This is a genomic window from Mycobacterium sp. E2238, assembly GCF_001672665.1.
GTDB lineage: Bacteria > Actinomycetota > Actinomycetes > Mycobacteriales > Mycobacteriaceae > Mycobacterium.
Genome location: NZ_LZKF01000124.1, coordinates 1 through 18,104, shown reverse-complemented (window position 1 = coordinate 18,104; position 18,104 = coordinate 1). Strand labels below are relative to the sequence as shown.

The window sequence follows — 18,104 nt, the reverse complement described above, 5'->3', positions numbered from 1 at the left end:
CGCAAAGCCGGGCTGACGGGACTAGGAGGCCACCTTGCACACGCCGAGGACTCGAACGACGGGCGTGCCCGCCGCGCACTCGAGCACCCAGGGGTCGCCGCCTTCGACGGGTTCCGACGTCAGGGTGAAGATCACCGGCTGACCGCTGCGCTGCGTCATCTGCGTGCATTCGACCTGGAACAGGCGATAATCGCCGCCCTGATCGATGGCGAGCGAAAACCCTGGCCGCACCGACTCAACCGGCACCTTCTGCAGGTAGTAGTCAACGTTCATCCGTCGACCGTAGGACCGGCATTCCGGCGCGCCGGGGGCCGCCACGCGCCTCTTAAGCAATGTTCAGGCAAATTTTGGGACCGTATTAATCTTCGCCGCGCGCGTGCGCACCGGGCTGCAGGACGAACTCGACGATGATCGACGCCATGTCGTCGATCGCGCTGCGGGGCATGACTTCGAAACCGTGGGTGCTCAGCGTGGGCACGCACAGCAAGCCCGCGCGCGGCGTCAGCCCGTTGGCCTTCGAGTGCGAGGCGTCGGATTCGAAAGCACCCAAAACGGCCGCCTGCGGCGACAGACCCAGCTCGGTGGCGATGCTCATCAGCCGGTCGGCGACGTCTTTGTCGTAGACGCACAAGGCGTCGCTGTAGCCGACGATCGGGCCGCCGCTCACGGTGGTGCCGTACTCCTGCTCGGTGGGGCCAACCTCCAGCGCCAGGGTGAGGGTGCCGGGCAGCGATCCGCTGGCGTAGGTGCCGCCCACCCCTCCGATCTCCTCGTTGGTGGTGAACACGAGGTAGAGGTCGTCGACGGGCCGCTGGCCGCGTTCGCGCAGCCGGGCGGCCGCGCGCAGCAGCGCGGTCACGGCGGCGCGGTCGTCGAGGAAGTAACAGCCCACGTACCCGCCGAACTCGACCAGCGTCCTCTTGCTGCGCTCGACGCACACCCGGGTGCCCGGTCGCACGCCGGCGACCTCTAGCTCGTCGGTGCTCAGGCCGGTGAAGACGTAGACGTGATCCCAGTCCAGGGCCTTGTCGCCCTGGTCGGGCTTGGTCTGCCAGATCCGCGGGCTTTCCTGGGTGGTGTGCTCGGAGCCGAGCGTGAGCACCGCGGTCAGCATCTCGTGCTGGCCGAGCACGGCGACCGGTCCGAGACCGAAGTTGCCGGGGTACATCGTGCCCAGCTGGGTGAGGTGCAGCGTGCCGTCCGGTTCCACGCGCTTGACCAGCATGGACAGTTCGTCCATGTGCGCCATGATCCGCGTCCCGACGCCGGGTTCGGCCGCCGAGGACACCCGGTGCCGGTGCGCGCGTCCAACACCGTCGGCCGGAGGGTCGGCGGCGATGTACCCGATCAGGTTGCCGGCGTCGTCGCTCCACATGTCGTCGACGACGGGACGCAGTTCGCGGGCACAGACGGCGCGTACGTCGGCCTCCTGGCCGCACGGCCCGTAGGCCCACAGGAGTTCCTGCAGCAGGCCGTCGGTGGAGTTGTCCTCGCGCGTCGCCATTCGGTCCTTTCGGGTTCGTGGCTTGTCCGAAAGGATCAGTACCCCGCTCGTGCGGTGTGCAACCGCGGGCGCTCTAGTCCCCTCTAAGTCGCTGACGACCGTCATTGACGGGCGTCAATGGTCTGCCGTAACGTGCTTTCATGAATTCACCCGCCCCTACCGAGGCTGCAACGGCGCGGGGCGTCCGGGAGGCTCAACGACTCGAAACGCGGGCACGCTTGTTCGACGCCGCGTTGGCGGAGATTGCGCGGCGCGGGTTAGCCGCTGCCGACGTGAGTGCCATCGCCGCTGCGGCGGGCGTGGTGCGGGGAACGTTCTATTTCCACTTCCCGACGAAGGAGCACATCCTTACCGAGCTGGAGCGCAACGAGGAGATCCGGATCATCAGCGAACTCGGCGACGCCGAGGGTGACCTGACGTCGACACTATTGCGGCTCGTCGCTCGTGTGCTAGACGCCGAACGCCGTTTGGGCGCAGTGGTTTTCCGCGACATGCTCGGTCTGCATTTCTCGTCCTCACGTCCCGTCGAATACGAGCTGGCGCAACACCCGGTCGCCGAGTTTCTGGTCGGCGTGATCGCCCGGGCGCAATCCGCGGGGCAAGTCTCCGGGGAGGTAGACGCCACCGAACTCGGGACGTTCTTTCTCACCGGGCTCTTCGCCCTGCTGGCCACCGGAACACACGATCCTGCGCAGTTAAGCCGTTACGTGACAACGATTGTCAAAGGAATGGAGAAAAGATGAACGGCATCGAGGGATACCGGGAGTTTCTGGCCCGGCGTGACGGCGAAGCCGACCTGCTCAACAGGCGGTTGGCGAATCGCGAGCAATTCTTCAACGAACTCGAGGCGAACCCCATCCGGTCAGCCCACCCCGCCGACCGAAACACCTTCCTTCGCAACCTGCGCCGCCGGCGACCGGAAGCCGGGCTGGATCGCAAGATGCTGTTCCTGCTGGCGACGGCCAAACTCAACCAGGCTGAGCGGTTTGGCGTTGGGCTCGGCGAAACCTACGGGCGCAACAGCGACGAGAACCTGCCTCCCGAAAACGTCTATCTCGAGCTCGAAGAGCACTACCACACGCGGCTGCTGGCCTACGCCCTGGACATCTTTGACTTGACATTCCAGGTCGTCCCCCCACCGTTCGTGATGCGCCAATTCGTGAAGACCGGGGTGTTCATTCCCGCACGGTTGGGCTTTCTGTTCGTCGGGGCCGCCGAGATGGCGGGCTGCATCATGTTCGACGAGTTGCGCCGCGCCGGCGCCGATCTGTTCGCCGACGAGCCGGAAGTCGCCGAGCGAATCGAACTGCTGTACAGCGAGATTCTCACCGACGAAATCGGCCACGTCGGTTACTGCGCTTCGCGTTGCACCGCCGGGGAGCGGGCGATCATGCGCCGCATCTACCCGCTCATCGGGCGGCTGTTCGCCCGCCAAACGGCCGAGATCAGCCTGCTGATCGACCCGAAGGCGTTGCACGCCCGCCTCGACCGGCCCTTCGACGTCGAGGAACTCACCGCCGGGCTGGACAACGAAACCTATCTGGTCACCCACCCGTGAAGAGCCGCTTGAACACGAGATCCGGCTGGGCGGAGTAACGTCATCAGCCTGTCCGGGGAACGAATGGCGAACTTTCTGGCGGTGCGATGCAGCTGGTCTGGCTCAACGTTGCCGATTTGATCGGCCAGGCCGGCGGTGACCCGTGGGCGATCAACCGGAGTCTGCAGGCCGGGAACCCGTTCGAGATTTCGCGATTGGCGGAGGCGTTCCACCAAGCCGGGGTATGCACCGCCGAGGCGGACCATGCGTTCGAGCAAGCCCGTAACCGTTTCGACGCGGCCTGGAACCACCAGAACGGCGACCACCCGATCAACGATTCCGCCGAGGTGCAGCGCACGGTCAAATCGCTTGGGGCGCAATCCCTGAAGTTGCCCAAGATCGGCGTCGACCTGGAAAACATCGCGGCCTCCCTGGCCGAGGCGCAGAAGGCGGGCGCCGCCGAGATCGCCGCGCTGGAACGGCAGTTGCAGCTGCTCGACAAACTCATCGGCGCGGCGATGAAGGATCTGGAGGACCCCAACCTCGATCCCCAGAGTCGTTCGCAGTTGCAGTCGTTGATCAAAGACGCCCGCGCCGACGCCGCCGACGAGACCAGGGACGCTCTGCACCAGCTGCAGTCGATCCGCGACGGCTACTCCAACACGCTGCAGCGGTCACTGGGCGCTCTGCACGGCGATGGATACGACCAGTCGGGTATCCAGGCGGTCGAGGGTCCCCTGTCGCCGGTACCGGACCTGCCGGATGACCCCAAGCAGTTTGCGGACGTCTGGAACACTCTTACGCCCGCGCAGAAGGACCGCGAGTATCAACGGAACCCATTGATCGGGAATCACAATGGGATGCCCGCGGTGGACCGGGATCATTACAACCGGCTCACTCTCGCCGACGAACTGGGCCGCGCTCAGGCGGCCGCCGCCCAGGCCGACGCGCTTAAGGCCCAGCATCCCGATTGGGCGGCGGGCAAGAACATTCCGCCGCCGAACGAGCCGGGGGCGATTTTCGACGACCGCCTCGCCTACGAGGCGTGGCAACGCCAATACGATGCCGCCCGGGACGGGGCCAAGTACCTGCCCGACCTGCAGGCCGTCGACAAAACCGTCAAAGCGAGCCCCGATCGCAAGCTCATGCTGCTCGACACCAAAACCGGCAAGCAGGCCCGCGCCGCGATCGCGGTCGGAGACCCCGACACGGCCACCCACGTATCGGTCACGGCGCCCGGTTTGAACACCACCGTCCACGGCGCCATCGGGGGCATGGTGTCCGAGGCGACCGACGCCAGAAAGGAAGCCCTCCGCCAATTGAGCCTGACCCCTGGGCACGAACACGACACCGTCTCGGCCATCGCGTGGATTGGTTATGACCCGCCGCAGGTGCCGGGCATGGACGATCTCGGCAAATCGCTCGCCGGCGGCTGGGACGTCAGCCACGACGCCGTGGCCAGGGCCGGTGCGCATGACCTGGCCGGCTTCTACGACGGGATACAGGCCGCCCACCAGGGCGGCCCCGCCGACCTCACCGCGATTGGACACTCCTACGGCTCACTGACCACCGGACTTGCCCTGCAAGAGCCCGGCGATCACGGGGTGTCGCGGGCGCTGTTCTACGGCTCCCCCGGCATCGAAGCCTCCACGCCCCAGCAGCTACATCTGCAGCCCGGCCACGTGTTCACCATGGAAACGCCCGACGACCCGATCCAGTGGACGTACGACGGGCCAGCCATCGCCCACGACGTGGCACCGTTCCTGCCGCCGCCCTTCCGAGACATCGCTACCAGCGTCCTGGGCGCGGCGGACGCCTCCGGCGCCGGCCACTTCGGCCCGAACCCGGCGACCAACCCCAACTTCACCCACCTGGCCACCGGTGCCACCACTGTGCCCGACGGCCATGGCGGCACCCTCACCCTTCAAGACGCGCACGGCCACAGCGATTACCCTCGCTTCCCCGACGGCGGCGGGCTCAGGACGACCAACTACAACATCGCCGCCGTCCTTGCCGGACTCGGAGATAAGGCGGTTCCCACGAAGTGAGCAAGAACCAGTACAGCCCCCGGAACCTGCAACGCCACGGCATTCTGGGCATCGTCGTGGCCGCAATCGCACTAGCCGCAGGAGGATGCCACGTGAGCCACCCCTACGCACCCACCCCACCCAACGATGCGGCCAAGGCCCTCCAGGTGCTCAAGTCCCTGCCCTCGTTCGAGGACACCCAAAGTCAGGTGCAGGCCGCGATGAACGAGATCACCGCCGCCGCAAGCAAATTGATCCCCTCGATCAAGTGGGAGACACCGCACGAGGGCTCGGGCGACAACTGCGAGCGACCGTACGAGCAAACCGACGGCAAACGCTACTTCCTCCCCGATGCCGTTGCCGCCAACGTGCCGGTCTCCGAGCAACAGTGGGCGACGATCGAAGAGACCGCCAAACAGGCGGCCGCCAAGATCGACGCCACCGAGGTGCAGGTGATGCAGAACAGCCCCGGGAACCATGACGTGGGGTTCTACGGCCCCACCGGGATCTTCATCAAAGTCGGCTACCGGGGAAACCTGGTCGTCGCCGGCTACACCGGCTGCCGGCTGCCCCGCGACAAGAAATAGCTTGGGTGGTCGGCTATTCCGCGGACCAGAAATACGTGTAGTACTCCCGGACTTCCATTACCGATGACCACTGCGGAAATCCAGCGATAATCTCGGCATCGCCCAACTCCCCCATATCGGGCGGAGTATCGCCCAACCCCTCGATCTGCCCGATGTAAATACGAGCTGCTTGACCCGACACGGTCAAACGACCGAATCGCAGAACATAGTCCGGCGGTTCAGCGCGCTTCGAACCCTCAAGAGGCAATGACGCGCCGGCCGCATCAACCGCCCACGAGTCCTCGTTCCCGGCATCCCGCGTCGGGAATGGCCCCCCGGCCCGTGCAGATCGCGTCGGCTCCCAATCACCATATTGAGCGTGCCAGGGGCGCTGACGCACCTGGTCGTCGTTCGACCAGGTCACGCCTCCCACGCCGTTCAGCACGACCAGGGCCGCGTTCGAACCCTCGAAGTCGCGACACCATTGAATGGCGCACAGAACTCCGACGCGGGAGCGCTGGGGTGACAGGCGCATATCAATGAACTCGGCTTCATCCAGCGCGCCCACCAAGACGAGGGGATTTCGTCGCGAGGACGTTGTTGCCTCCACCTCCGGTGTGAATTCGTAAAGCTGACTGACCGGATAAAGACTCATGGGTAGTAGCTTCTCCAACGCGTGGCCATCGCCTGCACACCGGCCGTATCCACACGCAGTGCTTGAGACACGAGCGACGTGTAGGCACGCGGATTTGCGCCTACGAGTCACCGCGACCACGCCGGACCTGGCCGCCGCGCGCGGCCGGCCAGACTGCCGCGCGCTCCCGATGTTGCTCGAACGATGCGCCTGACCTGCTCAAATCTTGTGGAGCTAAGGGGATTCGAACCCCTGACCTACTCGATGCGAACGAGTCGCGCTACCAACTGCGCCATAGCCCCTGACCGCTAGCAGGCTACCAGCCGCGGCGCGAACCGCCGAACTGCCGGCACTACTCGCCGACGGCCCGCGGCAGGTCCCGGGGCCAACCGTAGTTCCGCATCGCCATCGCGTAGTCCAGGTGCTCGAAGATCGGGTCCTCGTCGTCGATTTCCAGCACCACCGCGCCCGGACGCCGCAGCCGCGACGGGACCACGTCGTAGTCGCGGTCGTAGGCGTTCTCCACGCCCATCCGCGCCCGCGCCATCCGCTGCATGCGGCGGTGGCGCACCTTCTCCTCGATGCGGGTCTGACGCCGCAGGTAGGCCAGGTACAGCAGCGTCACCGCGGTGGCAGTGCCGCACGCCCACCAGGCGCTCGGCGAGATCTTGAATGCGGCTGTGGCCGTGCCGACCAGGACGACCGCCATCACCATCAGCACGCGCTTGCGGAACTTGTACTTGCGGGCGCTGACCGCGGCGGCGGTCTTCGCGTCGAACCGGCGGCGCCGGGAGGCGTTCCGCGGGACCGGCGCAGGCATTTCCTCGTCGTCGGTCTCGGCCTCGGGCTCCAGACCCGAAGAGTCCTCGACGTATTCGAATCCTTCGTCGTCCTCTTCGTCGCTGGCGTGGGCGACGACGTCGGTGTCGGAATCCTCGTCGTCCTCGCCGGCCTCGGCTTCCTCGACCGCCTTGCCCGCCGGGAGCGCCTGTGAATCCTCGACGACGTCGACGTCGAGGTAGTCGGGCTCGGTGCGCTCGGGCACCGCGACCTTCATGACCACCGGGCGCAACTGGCGCAGCTCGTCGGTGTCGCTGTCGTCTGCATGCTCGTCGTCGTCATCCCCGGCGAGGTCGCGGTCCTCGTCGAGCTCGGTTTCGGCCGACTCTTCCGGCGGCTTCCAGTCGGGGTCGCTGCGGTGACCGGCGGCCGGACCGCTGCGTTTGATGAGGCGCGAGTTCCCTCCCCCGTTGAGGACCCGGGTCGCCAGGGCCACGTCACTGGTGCGCCGCACGGCGTCGCGTTTGCTGACGAGCATCGGCACCAAGACGAACAGCCAGAGCACTACTAGCGAGATCCACAACAGTGACTGCGGAATGCTTGGCATGACGACCTGCTCTCTTTGGTTCCGATTCCGCGAAGCCCCTCGGAGGCCAGCGCGGCCGGGTCTTGGTGACCAGGACAATTACACACCTGTAATTTGCCTCTCACAAGCACCACAAGTCACTCGTGTCGCGGTAGCCACATAGCGTGGGGCGGTCAGGCCCAGCTGGCGTGCCCGCCCCGGACCAGGGTCGAGGCCACCGATCCGGACACCTCTTCGGCCGTGAGGGCCATCAAGAGATGGTCCCGCCACGCCTTGTCCACCTCGAGGTAGCGCTGCAGCAACCCCTCCTGGCGGAACCCGACTTTCGCCAATACGGCCCGGCTGGCGGCGTTTTCGGGCCGCACCGTGGCCTCCACGCGATGCAGCATCACCGGGCCGAAGCAATGGTCCAGGCCCAGCGCCAGAGCCGCCGTGGCGACGCCGCCACCGGTCGCCGACCGCGGAACCCAGTAGCCGATCCAAGCCGACCGCAGCGCCCCGTGGGTGATGTTGCCGATGGTGAGCTGGCCACAGAAGTGCCCGTCGAGCTCGATGACGTACGGCAGCATGCGGCCCGCACGGGCCTCGGCGCGCAGGCCGGAGCACAGCGCCGGCCACGCGGCGACCGTGTGCCGGGTCGTCCAATCGCCCTCCGCGCTGGGCTCCCACGGCTCGAGGTGCGCGCGGTCGGCCAACCGGATGCGGCTCCACTGGGCGCCGTCGCGCATCCGCACCGCCCGCAACCGGACCACCCCCGCTGGGACCCGCAACGGCCCGACATCCAGCGGCCAACCCGGATGGCGGGCGTTGGTACGCAACAGGTTCACGAGCGCGCGGAGTCGTTGCACTTAACCGCGCTGAGCCAAGAAGGCGACGTCGACGATCTCGCCGGTGCGGATTTGTTCGGCGCCGCTGGGCACCACCACGAGGCAATTCGCTTCGGCGAGGGTGGCCAGCAGGTGCGAGGACGCCCCCGGCGCCCCGCCCAGCGCCTGTACCAGGTATTCACCCGTCTCCTGGTCGCGCATCAGCTGGCCGCGCAGGTAGCCCTTGCGCCCGGCGACCGACGTGATCGGCGACAGCGTGCGGGCTTGCACGATCCGGCGCATCGGTTGGCGCTTGCCCAGGGACAGCCGGATCAGCGGCCGCACCATCACCTCGAACACCACCAGGGCGCTGACCGGGTTAGCGGGCAGCAGGAACGTCGGGACGCCGTCGCGGCCCAGCTGCCCGAAGCCCTGGACGGACCCGGGATGCATCGCGACGCGGACGACCTCCATCTCCCCCAGCTCGGAAAGGACCGACCGCACCGGCTCGGCCGCGGCGCCGCCGACGCCGCCGGCGATCACCACCACTTCGGCGCGGTTGATCTGGCCCTCGATGACTTCGCGGAATTCACCGGGATCGCCGCTGACGATGCCGATGCGGTTGACCTCCGCGCCGGCATCGCGGGCCGCCGCCGCCAGCGCGTAGGAGTTGACGTCGTAGACCTGGCCGTTGCCGGGGGTGCGCGAGATGTCGACGAGTTCGCCGCCGACGGCCACCACCGTCACCCGCGGCCGCGGATGGACCAGGACCCGTTCGCGCCCGACCGCGGCCAGCAGGCCGACCTGGGCCGCGCCGATCACCGTGCCGGCCCGTACCGCGACGTCACCGGGCTGCACATCGTCCCCGGTGCGACGCACGTACGCGCCCGACGGCGCCCCGCGCAGGATCCGCACCCGCGAGCTGCCGCCATCGGTCCAGCGCAACGGGATGACGGCGTCCGCCAGCGTGGGCAGCGGGGCCCCGGTGTGCACGCGGGCGGCCTGGCGGGGCTGCAAGCGACTCGGCGTGCGCGCACCGGCCTCGACGGTTCCCATCACGGGCAGGACCAGGCCCTCGCGCCGGTCTTCGTCGAGCTCCGCATCGCCGGGCGGCTCACCCAGACTGTCGACGCCCACCTCGCCGATGCCCAGCACGTCGACGCTGCGCACCGCGTAACCGTCGATCGCGGCCTGATCGAACCCGGGCATGGGGCGCTCGGTGACCACTTCCTCGGCGCACATCAGTCCCTGCGCCTCGGCGATGGCCACGCGGATGGGCCGCGGAGCCACCGCGGCGGCCGTTATCCGGGCCTGCTGCTCCTCCACAGAACGCACAGCGCGCCTCCCTGCCCTAGACGGGCGCCGTCTCGGACCGGGCGCATCGGCCGGCTACTTCTCGGCCAGGCCTAACCGCGCCACCAACCATCGCCGCAAATCCGGGCCGTAGTCGTCACGATCCAATGCAAAGTCAACCGCAGCCTTGAGGTAGCCGCCGGGATTTCCCAAGTCGTGTCGGGATCCGTGATGCACGACGACATGCACGGGGTGGCCCTCGGAAATGAGCAGGGCGATCGCATCGGTCAGCTGCACTTCGCCGCCCACCCCACGGTCGACGCGGCGCAACGCGTCGAACACGGCGCGGTCGAGGATGTAGCGGCCCGCCGCGGCCAGCATCGACGGCGCGTCCTCGCGCTTGGGCTTCTCGACCATGCCGTTGACCTTCAGCACGTCGGGGTTGTCGTCGCCGGGCACCGGCTCGACGTCGAAAACCCCGTAGGCGCTGATCTCTTCGGGCGTCACCTCGATGGCGCACAACACCGTCCCGCCGTGGTCCGCCCGCACCTTGGCCATCGTCTCCAGCACGCCGGTCGGCAGCACCAGGTCGTCGGGCAGCAGCACCATCACGGCGTCGTCATCGGACGTCAGCGCAGGCTCCACGCAGCTGATGGCGTGCCCCAGGCCCAGCGGCTCGGCCTGAACCACGGACTCGACCTTGATCAGCTGCGGCGCGCGGCGCACCTTGTCGAGCATGGCCTTCTTGCCGCGGGCCTCCAGCGTGCCCTCGAGGACCAGGTCCTCGACGAAGTGCGCGACGACGCCGTCCTTGCCCTCGGAGGTGATGATCACCAGGCGGTCGGCGCCCGCCTCAGCCGCCTCCGCGGCGACCAGCTCGATGCCGGGGGTATCGACGACCGGCAGCAGCTCCTTGGGAACCGTTTTCGTCGCGGGCAGGAAGCGGGTACCAAGACCGGCAGCGGGCACGATCGCCGTGTGTGGGACCACCACTTTTGGGCTTGACATTATTCACACGATAACCCGAGTGCGGTTTGCCGAGTCGATGTGGCGCGGCCGAAGACCCGGCTGGAATGGTTGAGGCATGGCGACCACCAGCAAGGCCGTGTTGCGGGCGCAGCTGCAGGCGGCCCGGCGCGGCGTTGCCGACGCCGTTCGGGCCGCCGAGGCGCGAATGTTGTGCGAGCGGCTGCAGGCCGCGGAAAGCTTGGTGAGCAGCGGCAGCACCGTCTGCGCATACGTGCCGGTGGGTGCCGAGCCCGGCTCGATCGACATGCTGGACGTGTTGCTGCGGCTGGCGGGCCGGGTGCTGCTGCCGGTTGCGCGCACCACCGCCGACAACGCGCCGCTGCCGTTGCGCTGGGGTGAATACCGGCCCGGCACATTGACATCGGCGCGGTGGGGATTGCTGGAGCCCCCGGAGCCGTGGCTGCCGGCGTCGGCGATCGTGGAGGCGGGCCTGATCCTGGTGCCGTCGTTGGCCGTCGACCGCTCCGGGGTGCGGCTGGGCCGCGGTCGCGGTTTCTACGATCGCTCCCTGCCCGCCCGCGACCCCCGCGCCCGGCTGATCGCGCTCGTGCGCGACGCGGAGTTGGTCGACGAGTTGCCGGCCGAGCCGCACGACATACCGATGACCGACGCGCTCACGCCGCGAGTGGGACTAACACCACTCGATCTGGGGTAACAGATCGGGAATGAGCGGTGTCACGTGGCGGTTCTAGCACTTGAGACGCTAGAGTGCTAACAGACTTTGCAATCATCCGGAGGTTTTTGTGCCGACTTACAGCTATCAGTGCACCGAGTGCGACGATCGCTTCGACATCGTGCAGGCCTTCACCGACGATGCGCTGACCACCTGCAAGCGCTGCTCCGGGCGGCTGCGCAAGCGCTTCAACTCCGTGGGCGTGGTGTTCAAGGGCAGCGGCTTCTACCGCACAGACAGCCGCGAGTCCGGCAAGAAGTCCACGAGTTCCACCAATGGGTCCGCTTCGAGCGACTCCGGGTCGACCTCGGGATCCACCGAGAAGTCCGGGTCGAGCGAGAAATCCGGCTCGACCGAGAAGTCGAGCAGCACCTCCACGGCGTCCGCTGCCGCTGCCTCGAGCTAACGGGTTATCCACAAACGCATTTGCTGCCGGCATGCGCCGGTGACCGCGTTGCGCTTACGTTCGCGGCGTGGGCGAATCACCGCTGAATCCAAGCCTGTTCAGCCGCCTGTTGATGCTGCGTCCGGATTGGACCAGGACCGTCCTGGCGCGGCGGGTCGCCGCCTGCGGGCTGGTCGTGTTGGCCGCCCTGGCCGCGCTGCGCTCCGACCCGGCCGGTGATTATGCCGAGGTGGTGGTCGCCGATCACGACCTGCGGCCGGGCGCCGCGTTGACCCCCGCCGATGTTCGTCTCGAAAAGCGTTTGGCCGCAACCATTCCCGATGGGTCGCTGGCGGATGTCAGCGCCGTGGCCGGTTCGACGCTGGCCGGGCCGGCGAGGCGCGGCGAGGTGCTCACCGATGTGCGGCTATTGGGCAGCCGGCTGGCCGAGGCCGCCATCGCGTCGAAGGCGGGACCCGGGGCCCGCGTCGTGCCGCTGCGGCTGGCGGACGGCGCCCTGATCGACCTGGTCCGCGTCGGCGACGTCGTCGACGTACTGGCCGCACCGACAACCGGCTCGTCGGAGCCCTCCCAGGCCGCTCCGAAAGTGGTGGCCACCGACGCCGTCGTGGTGCTCGTGTCGGCCAAGCCAAAGGTCCAGGGCGCGGACGGCGACCGCGTAGTGTTAGTTGCGCTGCCGGCTCGCGTGGCGAACACGGTGGCGGGCTCGACGCTGGGTCAGGCGGTGACCCTCACCCTGCACTGAGTGCCTCGCCGCCGTTGGTCACGCAGCCGACAGCAAACTCTGTCCAATCCCAGGAAGGACATCTGGAATGTTCAAAGGGTTCAAGGAGTTTCTCTCGCGGGGCAACATCGTCGACCTGGCCGTCGCGGTGGTCATCGGTACTGCCTTCACCGCACTGGTCACGAAGTTCACCGACAGCATCATCACACCGCTGATCAACCGGATCGGCGTCAAACAGCAATCCAACGTCGGCATCTTGAAGATCAGCATCGGTGGCGGCCAGACCATCGACCTGAACATCCTGCTGTCGGCCGCGATCAACTTTGTGCTCATCGCCGCGGTCGTCTACTTCTTCGTCGTGCTGCCCTACAACACGCTGCGTAAGCGCGGTGAGGTCGAGCAGGCCGACGACGCCCAGATCGTTCTGCTCACCGAAATTCGCGACCTGCTCGCCCAGACCAACGGAGATTCGTCAGGCAAGCACGGCGGCACGAGCACGACGCCTCCGCCCGAGCACGGACCGCGCGCCGACGCCGAAGCACAGACCTGAGGCGGTCAGATCTCCAGGCTGGACAGCTGCCCGATGATTTGAGCGGCCAGCGGGTTCAGCGTCGCCATGCCGTCGCGCACCGCGTACCGGGAACCGGCCAGGTTCACCACCAACGTGCTCCCGGACACCCCGGCCAGGCCGCGTGACAGTCCGGCGTCGATGATCCCCGCGGACAGCCCGGAGCCCCGGATGGCTTCGGCAATGCCCAGGATTTCCCGGTCCAGGATCTCGCGGGTGGCCTCCGGGGTGACGTCGCGCGGCGTGACGCCCGTGCCGCCGACGGAGACCACCAGGTCCACCCCGCCGATCACCGCGGTGTTGAGCGCGTTGCGAATCTCGACCTCGTCCGCCGCGACCGCAACCACACCGTCGACGACGAATCCCGCCTCGGTCAGCAGTTCGGTTACCAGCGGCCCACTGTGGTCCTCGTCCCCGTGAGCGGTGCGATCGTCGACCACCACGACCAGAGCCCGGCCGACCACCAACTCCGCACCCGTTTCCATGGGTGCCACGGTATAACCGAGATCCGACAATCCCGCCGCCGAGGGTTCTTCGACTCGCATTACTGATCCGCCTTCCCCAGGGTCACCGGCACGGTACGGCTGCCACCAGCGGGATCCTGGAAGGTCAGCGAGATCTTGTCGCCGGGCGCCTTGGACCGCACGGCCGCGACCAGGGCGTCAGCGCTACTGATCGGACGATCGTCGACCTTGGTGACGATCACATTCTTGGGCACGCCGGCGCTCGAGGCCGCACCACCCGGAACGACGTCGACGACCTTGGCTCCCGGGGCGCCCTTGTCGTTCGTCACCTGCACGCCGAGCGAGGCGTGCGACGCCTTGCCACTGCTGATCAGCTCGTCGGCGATGCGCTTGGCCTGGTCGACCGGGATCGCGAAACCGAGCCCGATCGAACCGCTCTGGGCGTCCGGCGAGTCGGCACCCAGGGTGGCGATGGCCGAGTTCACGCCCACCAGCTGGCCGTTCATGTTGACCAGCGCGCCGCCGGAGTTACCCGGATTGATGGCGGCGTCGGTCTGAATCGCGTCCAGCACGGTGTTCTGGTTGCCCGACTCACCGGTGGTGGACACCGGCCGATTCAGCGCACTGACGATCCCGGTGGTCACCGTGCCCGACAGGCCCAGCGGCGACCCAATGGCCACCACCGGTTGGCCGACGCGTAGGTCCGATGAGGAGCCCAGGGAGATCGGGGTGAGGCCGGAGACGCCCTGCACGCGGATCACGGCAATGTCGCTGGTGGGATCGGCGCCCAGGACCGTGAAGGGTGCGGTACGGCCGTCGGCGAAGGTCACCGTTGTCTTGGGAGCCGGACCACCGGGTCCGCCACCCGGGCCTCCAGGCGGACCGCCGGGGGCCGGAGCGGCCGGGCCCTTCGGCGGCCCCGCGGCCGCCGCGACCACGTGGTTGTTGGTCAGGATCAGCCCGTCGGCGGAAAGGATGATGCCGGAGCCCTCTTCGGACTGGCGGCCCAGATCGGTCTCCAGCATGACGACGCTGGGCACCACCTTTGAGGCGACCTGTTCGACGCTGCCGGGCGGCATGTTCGCTGCCGGGACGGTGGGCGCGCCGATGACGGTGCGCCCGTTGCCGTTGGTGGTGTGGCTGCCCAGCTCGACAGCCGTCGCCGCGGCTCCGCCGATGCCCGCCGACACCACCGCGATGGCCAACGCGCCTACGGTCAACAGCCCTGCGCGGGACCGTTTTTGGGGGCCCGGCGGCGGCATCGGCGGCATCATGCCGGGAATCGGTCCGGTCCCGGTAGCGCCGGGCAGGGGGCCTACCCCGGTTCCCGTCGGCGTCCGGCCTGGACCGGTGCCGTTGTACGGGTCATAGGGCTGCCGGAATTGGGATGTCTGCGATTGATGCCGCCAGTCGAATGGCTGGCTATACGGTTGCCCGTAAGCAGAGTTCCCCGGGTGGGTGGGGGTGGGCGCAGGCTGATTCGGCGCGGGACGATATCCCGGCTGCTGCGGCGGTGGCGAATACCTCGGGTCATTCGTCATGTCGCTAGGTCGCACTTCCTCATCTCAGTATCGGCTCGTCGGCTCGACTGGGTTGTTCAACAGTAGCTGCAGACCTACCTTGCCCGCGCGGACTGAGAGTCCACTGAGATAACGTTCGCGGGTTCCCGAGAGTTCGACTGGTTGCCGGCCATGGGGACCGTGGCGTCGGTGCCGGACTCTTCCTCGGGGGTGCCCGCGGCGGGCGTCGGATACGGCGACGGCGGCATCGGCCGACCGGGCAGCAGCACGTAGAACGAGGTTCCCGGCGGCTGCCCGCCGGGAACGGTGTCCTCGACACGAAGCAACCCACCGTGATTCAGCACGACCTTCTTGACGATCGCCAGCCCAAGCCCCGAGCCGGGCATGGCGCGTGCGGTCGTCGAACGGTAGAACCGCTCGAACACCAGCCTGCGTTCGTGTGGCGGAATGCCGGGCCCGTGGTCGGACACCACCAACTCCGCGTGCGACGGGTCGAGTTGTCGCATGGTGATGCCGACACGGCCACCCGGTGGGCTCCATTTGGCCGCGTTGTCCAAGAGATTGAGAACCGCGCGCGACAGCCCCGCGGCGTCGCCGAACATCTGCCAGGGCGTGATGTCGACGTCGAAGTGAATGTCGTTGCGCCGCCGCCTGACTCGCTCCAGGCTGCGATCGACCACCTCGGACATGTCGACCGGTTCGTGCACCACCTGGCCGGCATCGTCGCGAGTGAGGTCCACCAGATCGCCCACCAGAGTGGACAATTCCTCGATCTGCGCCAGCACGTCGGCGCGGAGCTCGACCATCTCCTGCTCAGGCAGCCGCGGCGCCCCGGGTTCCATCGATGCCATCAGCAGCTCGACGTTGGTGCGCAGCGACGTCAGTGGGGTGCGCAATTCGTGTCCGGCGTCGGTGACCAGCCGCGCCTGCCGCTCGCGGGACTCGGCCAGCGCCCGCAACATCAAGTTGAATGCCTCAGTGAGCCTGGCCAATTCGTCGCTACCGAACACCGGGATGGGCCGCAGATCGTCGGTGCGCGCGACCCGTTCGGCCGCTTCGGTGAGGCGGGCCACCGGACGTAGCCCCGCCCTGGTGACCATGCCGCCCGCCACCGCGGCGACCGCGACGCCCACGCCGCCGACGATCAGCAGCACCCAGCGCAGCTTGGTCATCACGGCCTCGGTCGGTTTGAGGCTCTTGGAGATCAGCAGCGAACAGCCGTTGGGCAGGTGGATGGCAAGGACGCGCTGATCGGAGGCGGTGCGGCGGGACATGAACAGATCACCGCGGATCACCGCCTTTTCCGGCGCGCCGACCGGCAGCGTCTGGCCCGGCTGCTGCGCCGTGTAGATCGAGTGACCCGGGTTCACCAGCATCGCGTTGACGTCCGAATAGGCGGTGCCTTCGATGGCCTTTCCGGGGTCGGCGGCCAATGACCCGCTGGCGATCAGCAGCTGCGCACGGCTTTGCAGCTGGTTGTCGATATCGCTATACAGCGCAGCCGAAATCACCGCGTACACGGCGAATGCCATCAGCACGACGACCATTGCCACCATCGACATCGCCAGCAGCATGACGCGCCATCGCAGCGACAACGAGCTGGTGGCGCGCAGCGGTACGCGTTGGGGTCGTTGGTACCGGATCATCGTTGCAGTTGACTCGTCACGGCGGTGTCTCCCGAAGGACGTAGCCCACGCCGCGCACCGTGTGGATCAGTCGTGGCTCACCGTCGGCCTCGGTCTTGCGGCGCAGATAGCCGACGTAGACCTCCAGCGCGTTGCCGGAGGTGGGGAAGTCGAATCCCCACACCTCTTCCAGGATCCGGCTGCGGGTGAGCACCCGGCGCGGGTTGGCGATCAACATTTCGAGCAAGGCGAATTCGGTACGGGTCAGACTGATTTGGCGTTGCCCGCGACTCACTTCCCGGGTCACCGGGTCCAGCGTCAGGTCGGAGAACTGCATGGCCACCGATTCGGCGTCATCGTCATCCGGCTTGGTGCGGCGCAGCAGCGCCCGCATCCGGGCCAGCAGCTCCTCCAACGCGAACGGCTTCGGCAAGTAGTCATCCGCGCCCGCGTCCAGCCCGGCGACCCGCTCGGAGACCGAATCGCGGGCGGTGAGCACCAGGATCGGCAGGTCGTCGCCGGTGCTGCGGAGCTGGCGGCACACCTCGAGGCCGTCCAGCCGCGGCATCATCACATCGAGCACGAGCGCGTCGGGCCGGTCGCTGGCGATCATCTCGAGCGCCTCCAGCCCGTCATGGGCCAACTCGACCGAGTAGCCATTGAAGGAAAGCGACCGACGCAGCGACTCACGCACTGCGCGATCGTCGTCGACGACCAGTATCCGCACGGGCCTAGTGTCGTCCCGACGCCTGAGAGCGGGCTGAGAGGCGCGCCGGGTGTTTGCCGAGATTAACTAACGCCGGTCCAGGTCGATCAGACCGAGACGGGCGGCCTTGAGCAGCCGGCGGGGCACCTTGTGCTTCTGGCCCGCGACCGTCACACCGACGAGTTCGGTCTTGGTGGCCTTCCACTGCGCGCGACGGCTTCGGGTGTTCGCGCGCGACATCCTGCGCTTGGGTACGGCCATGGTCGGGCCTAACTCCTCGTGTCGGGGGCTTGTCGCGCGGCGTGGCCGATGGGGCCGAACGTGCGACGATTGCTATCAGGATAGTCGGTGGCCTGCTGCTCACCAAAACGACGCCCGCCGGCGCCGAGATTGCCATGACGGCCGCGATCCGGGCGCGTCAACGACCGTGGCGGCAATCTCGGCGCGGAGAGCGGTCGGCCGTCCTTGACGTGACACCGGCGCGACCCGCTAACCTACCGGTTGGTTGGTTGGTTTGCGCTCACCGGTGAAACGCAGATTGGAGGACTGCATGGCCTCTGCTTCAGGTCGCGACGCTGTCCGGATCGCGAACTGCTCCGGGTTCTACGGCGACCGGCTGTCGGCGATGCGCGAGATGCTCACCGGCGGTGACGTGG

The 18,104-nt window shown here is 67.7% G+C and carries 21 protein-coding genes and 1 tRNA gene; 9 read left to right on the top strand and 13 right to left on the bottom strand.

Translation table 11 applies throughout. The annotated features are described in order from the left end of the window. Nucleotides 1-21 precede the first annotated feature (21 nt). Nucleotides 22-273 (bottom strand): hypothetical protein, encoded by a 252-nt coding sequence (locus A5711_RS10620; protein WP_067946199.1) that lies wholly within the window; start codon nt 271-273, stop codon nt 22-24. Between the two features lie 85 nt (nt 274-358). Beyond that, nucleotides 359-1,504 (bottom strand): M20/M25/M40 family metallo-hydrolase, encoded by a 1,146-nt coding sequence (locus A5711_RS10615; protein ID WP_067946197.1) that lies wholly within the window; start codon nt 1,502-1,504, stop codon nt 359-361. Nucleotides 1,505-1,644: 140 nt separating this feature from the next. On the opposite strand from A5711_RS10615, the gene A5711_RS10610 reads away from it, so the two are divergent. The 4 genes from A5711_RS10610 to A5711_RS10595 all read left to right on the top strand — a co-directional run bounded on the left by A5711_RS10610 (nt 1,645) and on the right by A5711_RS10595 (nt 5,655). Beyond that, the gene (locus tag A5711_RS10610) at nt 1,645-2,247 is read left to right on the top strand and encodes a TetR/AcrR family transcriptional regulator (RefSeq protein ID WP_067946195.1); all 603 of its coding nucleotides are present in this window, start codon (nt 1,645-1,647) and stop codon (nt 2,245-2,247) included. Continuing rightward, nucleotides 2,244-3,062, top strand: a complete 819-nt coding sequence (locus A5711_RS10605; protein WP_067946193.1) for a hypothetical protein — start codon at nt 2,244-2,246, stop codon at nt 3,060-3,062. The genes A5711_RS10610 and A5711_RS10605 overlap by 4 nt, the downstream gene beginning before the upstream one ends. Nucleotides 3,063-3,148: 86 nt before the next feature. Further along, nucleotides 3,149-5,089, top strand: coding sequence for an alpha/beta hydrolase (locus tag A5711_RS10600; protein ID WP_067946191.1), 1,941 nt, complete (start codon nt 3,149-3,151; stop codon nt 5,087-5,089). After that, nucleotides 5,086-5,655 carry an LppA family lipoprotein gene (locus tag A5711_RS10595; protein ID WP_231971982.1) on the top strand — a complete coding sequence of 190 codons (570 nt, stop codon included), beginning with the start codon at nt 5,086-5,088 and terminating at the stop codon, nt 5,653-5,655. The genes A5711_RS10600 and A5711_RS10595 overlap by 4 nt, the downstream gene beginning before the upstream one ends. 13 nt (nt 5,656-5,668) lie before the next feature. On the opposite strand, the gene A5711_RS10590 is transcribed toward A5711_RS10595, so the two are convergent. The 6 genes from A5711_RS10590 to A5711_RS10565 all read right to left on the bottom strand — a co-directional run bounded on the left by A5711_RS10590 (nt 5,669) and on the right by A5711_RS10565 (nt 10,741). Then, a complete protein-coding gene (locus A5711_RS10590) occupies nt 5,669-6,289 on the bottom strand; it encodes a hypothetical protein (protein WP_067946187.1) in 621 nt (206 codons plus the stop codon). Between the two features lie 208 nt (nt 6,290-6,497). After that, nucleotides 6,498-6,570: transfer RNA gene (locus A5711_RS10585), tRNA-Ala, on the bottom strand. Nucleotides 6,571-6,620: 50 nt separating this feature from the next. Beyond that, nucleotides 6,621-7,655: a gephyrin-like molybdotransferase receptor GlpR gene (gene glpR, locus A5711_RS10580; RefSeq protein ID WP_067946182.1), complete on the bottom strand. Its 1,035-nt coding sequence runs from the start codon at nt 7,653-7,655 to the stop codon at nt 6,621-6,623. 152 nt (nt 7,656-7,807) lie between these two features. Then, nucleotides 7,808-8,461, bottom strand: coding sequence for a GNAT family N-acetyltransferase (locus A5711_RS10575; RefSeq protein WP_197520776.1), 654 nt, complete (start codon nt 8,459-8,461; stop codon nt 7,808-7,810). A gap of 21 nt (nt 8,462-8,482) precedes the next feature. Continuing rightward, nucleotides 8,483-9,775 carry a gephyrin-like molybdotransferase Glp gene (glp, locus tag A5711_RS10570; RefSeq protein WP_067946181.1) on the bottom strand — a complete coding sequence of 431 codons (1,293 nt, stop codon included), beginning with the start codon at nt 9,773-9,775 and terminating at the stop codon, nt 8,483-8,485. A gap of 54 nt (nt 9,776-9,829) precedes the next feature. Next, the gene (locus A5711_RS10565) at nt 9,830-10,741 is read right to left on the bottom strand and encodes a UTP--glucose-1-phosphate uridylyltransferase (protein WP_067946180.1); all 912 of its coding nucleotides are present in this window, start codon (nt 10,739-10,741) and stop codon (nt 9,830-9,832) included. 76 nt (nt 10,742-10,817) lie between these two features. Between A5711_RS10565 and A5711_RS10560 the strand changes: the two genes are divergently transcribed. The 4 genes from A5711_RS10560 (at nt 10,818) to mscL (ending at nt 13,115) form a co-directional block, all read left to right on the top strand. Continuing rightward, the gene (locus A5711_RS10560) at nt 10,818-11,417 is read left to right on the top strand and encodes a 5-formyltetrahydrofolate cyclo-ligase (RefSeq protein WP_067946178.1); all 600 of its coding nucleotides are present in this window, start codon (nt 10,818-10,820) and stop codon (nt 11,415-11,417) included. Nucleotides 11,418-11,505: 88 nt separating this feature from the next. Next, entirely contained in the window at nt 11,506-11,841 is a 336-nt protein-coding gene (locus tag A5711_RS10555) for an FmdB family zinc ribbon protein (RefSeq protein ID WP_067946176.1), read from the top strand. Between the two features lie 67 nt (nt 11,842-11,908). Continuing rightward, a complete protein-coding gene (locus tag A5711_RS10550; protein WP_067946172.1) occupies nt 11,909-12,586 on the top strand; it encodes an SAF domain-containing protein in 678 nt (225 codons plus the stop codon). A gap of 67 nt (nt 12,587-12,653) precedes the next feature. After that, entirely contained in the window at nt 12,654-13,115 is a 462-nt protein-coding gene (gene mscL / locus A5711_RS10545; protein WP_067946171.1) for a large-conductance mechanosensitive channel protein MscL, read from the top strand. Nucleotides 13,116-13,120: 5 nt separating this feature from the next. Here mscL and A5711_RS10540 read toward each other — a convergent pair whose 3' ends face one another. The 5 genes from A5711_RS10540 to rpmF form a co-directional block, all read right to left on the bottom strand. Further along, entirely contained in the window at nt 13,121-13,678 is a 558-nt protein-coding gene (locus A5711_RS10540) for a molybdenum cofactor biosynthesis protein B (protein WP_067946170.1), read from the bottom strand. Next, nucleotides 13,678-15,138, bottom strand: a complete 1,461-nt coding sequence (locus A5711_RS10535) for a S1C family serine protease (RefSeq protein ID WP_067946169.1) — start codon at nt 15,136-15,138, stop codon at nt 13,678-13,680. Before A5711_RS10535 ends, A5711_RS10540 begins: the two co-directional genes overlap by 1 nt. Nucleotides 15,139-15,212: 74 nt before the next feature. After that, nucleotides 15,213-16,763: a HAMP domain-containing sensor histidine kinase gene (locus tag A5711_RS10530; RefSeq protein ID WP_067946167.1), complete on the bottom strand. Its 1,551-nt coding sequence runs from the start codon at nt 16,761-16,763 to the stop codon at nt 15,213-15,215. A 16-nt stretch (nt 16,764-16,779) separates the two neighbouring features. Next, nucleotides 16,780-17,469 (bottom strand): two-component system response regulator MprA, encoded by a 690-nt coding sequence (gene mprA, locus A5711_RS10525; RefSeq protein ID WP_067946161.1) that lies wholly within the window; start codon nt 17,467-17,469, stop codon nt 16,780-16,782. A gap of 66 nt (nt 17,470-17,535) precedes the next feature. Next, complete coding sequence (gene rpmF / locus A5711_RS10520; protein WP_007168835.1) at nt 17,536-17,709, bottom strand: 50S ribosomal protein L32; 174 nt, start codon at nt 17,707-17,709, stop codon at nt 17,536-17,538. Between the two features lie 289 nt (nt 17,710-17,998). Between rpmF and A5711_RS27560 the strand changes: the two genes are divergently transcribed. Beyond that, nucleotides 17,999-18,104: DUF1446 domain-containing protein (locus A5711_RS27560; RefSeq protein WP_231986951.1), on the top strand; the 106-nt coding region annotated here is incomplete at its 3' end.